Annotated in this window: 1 protein-coding gene; it reads right to left on the bottom strand. The window is 40.3% G+C overall.

Annotated elements, in window-relative coordinates; translation table 11 throughout:
* A partial coding sequence (locus ACINWC743_RS11555) for a beta strand repeat-containing protein (protein ID WP_009585558.1) occupies positions 1-4,473 on the bottom strand: 4,473 nt, incomplete at both ends.

Here is a 4,473-nt window from a genome sequence, read left to right as displayed (position 1 = left end):
ACACCATTGGCTTTGTTCGTATAACTGCCTGCATCTTTAGCAGAAACAGTAGCCGTCACGCCTGTAAGTACAGTTTCAGTTTCACCATTGACCAAACCTGTTGCAGTAAAGCCTGATGCTGTTTGATCTTTACCGTTATATACAGTGTTTAAACTATTTGCAGTTACTGTTGCTTTGGCTTTGGCAATATCCAATGCGCCATCGACAAAGGTTAAGTCATAGTTCTTGTCTGTACCTGATGCAGTATGAACATAATTACCTGCATCTTTAGCCGTTACTGACGATGATGTTACACCTGCTAATACTGATGCATCCTCACCATTGACTAAACCACTTGCTGTAAAGCCTGATGCTGTTTGATCTTTACCGTTATAAACAGTTGATACACTATTCGCAGTTACAGTCGCTTTGGCTTTGGCAATATCCAATGCGCCATCAACAAAGGTTAAGTCATAGTTCTTATCTGCGCCTGATGCAGTATGAACATAACTGCCTGCATCTTTAGCCGTTACTGATGACGATGTTACACCTGTGAGTACAGTTTCAGTCTCACCATTCACTAAACCACTTGCTGTAAAGCCTGATGCTGTTTGATCTTTACCATTATAGGTCGTGTTTAAACTATTGGCGGTTACTGTTGCTTTGGCTTTGGCAATATCCAAGGCACCATCGACAAATGTTAAGTCATAGTTTTTATCGACACCATTGGCTTTGTTCGTATAACTGCCTGCATCTGTAGCAGAAACAGTAGCCGTCACACCTGAAAGCACAGTTTCAGTTTCACCATTCACCAAACCACTTGCTGTAAAGCCTGATGCTGTTTGATCTTGTCCGTTATATACAGTGTTTAAACTATTCGCTGTCACCGTAGCTTTGGCTTTATCAATCGTTCCAGTCGTAGCATTGGTCACTACTTCATAGTTGTTACCATTGTTCCCATCTTGAATAACGATATCATCGATATCTAAACGATGTGTTCCAGCATTTTGACTCGCAAATACCTGCTTTGCGGTAACGCTATCACCTGTTTGTACACCGATGATCTCAACCGTAGCCGTTGATTGTTTTGTTCCATCGTATACACGCGTATCAGTTACAGCATTGATATCTAGTTTAGCTTGGTTGATTTTTAAAACTGCATCACTTGCTGTATTATTTGCACCGATCAGATCGTAACCGTGCTGAGTAGAGTAATAAGCATCCTCATAAGTTCCAGCATTACGATAGCCTCCAACAGCACCACCAAAAATTTTACTATCATCCAAACCAAGTACATCAGTTAAAGTCTGATTTTTTCCGTTATAGGTCGTAGTGGCGTCCAGTGTATTTAAATCAAACTGAGTTAAAAAGCTTCTTAAGAATGGTGTCGTTTGCCCTGCATATATCCGCCAAACTTTTCCAGTACCCCCTGCGTCATCGACATCCCAACCTGCATTTTTAAAGGTGTTCAAGTCTTGCATTTGGGTTGTTGTTAAACCTAAGGTATTTACAAGACTCCCTTGACTATTGCCAATGGCAAGGCTTTGTCCAGTCGTGTCTTGGTTCCAAAAACTATTGTTTATATTGGTGGTATTACTACCTTTACCCACGATATTTCCAGCATTAGATTTTCCTTGGATCGTTCCTGTGACATAGGTATTATCTATATTTAATACTGTATCATCATAGAATCCTCCTAGAATGCCACCGACATTATCCGCTAAACTGTTAATATTTCCTGTATAGTAACTATTCTCTATTGTGACTCTGTCTTTTTCACCAACACTACCAACCAGACCACCAACAGCCCCATATTCAGACCATTTTGTATTGATATTGACACTGGAAAAACTGTTGGATAGTTTGTTTTCCGTACCAGTCAAAACACCAACGATCCCGCCACAAAAACCTGCACTACAGCCACTAAATGTTCCTGTGGTATAGACATTACTGATTTGATTATTATCACCATATAAATAACCCGCCAAAATACCTGAAGATAATCGACCCGAAATATTGGCATCGACAATACCTAAATTCTTTATCGTCGTATTTGCACCTGCACCAATTAAGCCCACAAAATTTGTATCTGGGCGATTAATGGTGAGCTTATTAATCGTATGTCCTAAACCATCCAATACTCCAAAGAAAGAAGTTCCACCATACTCTCCAATTGGTTTAAATCCAGCTCCTCCATTCCAGTCTACAGTCTCTGAAGCATCGATATTATTTCCAATCAAAAACTTTCCAATTGGGTATTTAGCGATATCTTGCAATTGATTTAAAGTCAGAATCGCTGAATAAAGTTCAGGTCGATTTGTGGTCGTTATTGTACCTGTGGGTAAATCATTTTTATTAAAAACTTGGTTACCACTTAAATGCTTTAAATAAGGCGTGGTTTGATTATTGGCATTGCCCCAAGTTGCGTCAAAGTCAAAACCTTGCATATTGTCTTTTTGAAACATTTGCAAGGTGTTTAAACCTTGTCCTGCGGCACTGCTGTTTTGCCCTGTAGTTTCAATGTTCCAATAACTATTTTGAACCGTACCCGATAGATTCGTACCAATCAATCCCCCTACAGAACTTGGAGCAGATACCACACCTGTCGCATATGTATTATTAACATTTCCCCGATTAATACCAATCAAACCACCAACATCTTGTTTTTTTCCTGAAACAGCGCCAGTCGTATAGGCGTTTTTAATATTTTTATTGTTTTCACCCACTAGCCCACCGACAGCACGCTCCCCTGAAATAAGACCAGTTGCATAAGCGTTATCAATATTACCTGAATTAACACCAACTAAACCACCTACATAATTCATTCCTTCAACGTTATCGAGCGAATAAACATTCTTTAAACTACCACCCACCAGATGACCAACCATGCCACCAACATAATTTCTCCCAGTACGCCCCCCTCCTAAAAGTCCAATATTACGAATTTGTGCATTGTTGGCATAACCAATTAAACCAATATAATCCTGTTTAGGTCGATACATTCGAAGAGTATCAATTATATGTCCCAAACCATCCAGTTGCCCTGTAAAGGGATTATTTAAATCTCCGATTGGTTGAAACCCGCCATAACCATTCCAGTTCCATGCACTAGTAGCATCTATATTTGCACCTAGAACATAGTTACCACTCAGGTTACCATTCATACCTTGTAAGTCTGTTCCTGTGGTTGAACCTTCCACCCCCAAAGAGGTAATGACTTGATAGTTAATGGTGGCATCGGTTCCCTTTTGGGTACTAAAATTCTGACCTGCTTGTAAGTTGACTTTGGCACCATTTTTTAAATAATAATTGGCGCTACTATTGGCAGTATCTTGCCCATAAATCAAATGGAGCTTGGCATCGCTGTTGGTCGCAGTAATGTCCGCATTGATATTAATGTCATTGTGTGCATTTAAGGTCAGGCTGTTCGCACTATCCCAAGTCACACTCGCATTAACATTGATATCACCCTTTTGACTACCTGTATCGCTGGTTTGTAAGGTGACATTATTGCTGGCAAGATTATTGGCTAAGGTCTTTGCCCCAATCCCACTACTACTTTGTGTGGCATTGCCCGCATTGATGTTAAAATCTGTTGGATCGATCAACCAAGTTCCTGTTTTTGCGCTGTCTGATCGAGTGGAGACAGCCGTACTTTGATCAATCCTGACATCGGCTGCCGAGGTTTCGATAAACCCACCATCTTGACCATTTTTTCCTTCGGCTTTCAGTACACCACTGACACTCGTCATGCCTGCTTGCATATCACCCAGTAGAATAATTTCGCCTTTGGCATTTTGACTTAAACGGTTGGCTTCAATGATACCTGAATGATTTACCACAGCTTTACTTAAACTGTCTTTGGCTTTTGCAGTTAAATAGACTGCGCCATTATCAGCAAGAATTGCTCCTCCATTGTCCACTAAACCTTTAAGAACCCCTTGATCCACTTGGTACTGGGTCAATGAACCATCTTGTAAAGCAAGCGTGACTTGACTAGCGGATGTTAAATGCGTAGTTCCATTTGGTGTGGTAATAGAACCTGTATTTTTAACATTCGGCGCAATCAGCGCCACTGTTCCACCTTTTAAAGTTTGAATAGTGCCATAATTTTCTATACTTGCATGACTATTGGCATCGCCTTTTAAAGTGAATTGACCATTTTGAATATCATGATCCGTAAGTGCTAACGTTGAAGCAACCAATCCCCCAACATTCACTTGAGCGGTTTTAGAGAAAACCACACCATTAGGATTGAGCAGAAACACCTGACCATTGGCATTTAAACGCCCCATGATTTGCGAAGCATTACTGTCTAATACATGGTTAATTGCGACTGAAGATGCATTATTTTGGTTAAAATTGACTGTCGCATTTTGACCAATGTTAAAGCTGTTCCAATTGGTGCTCAGTGTTTGACTACTTTGATTAATATTCAGGGTATGCCCATTTTGAGAAATCGTTGCCGAACCAGAATTAATTTGAGCGCCTGTC

It is taken from the genome of Acinetobacter sp. WC-743 (assembly GCF_000335555.1).
Lineage (GTDB): Bacteria > Pseudomonadota > Gammaproteobacteria > Pseudomonadales > Moraxellaceae > Acinetobacter > Acinetobacter bereziniae.
This window is presented reverse-complemented; position numbering and strand designations above follow the sequence as displayed.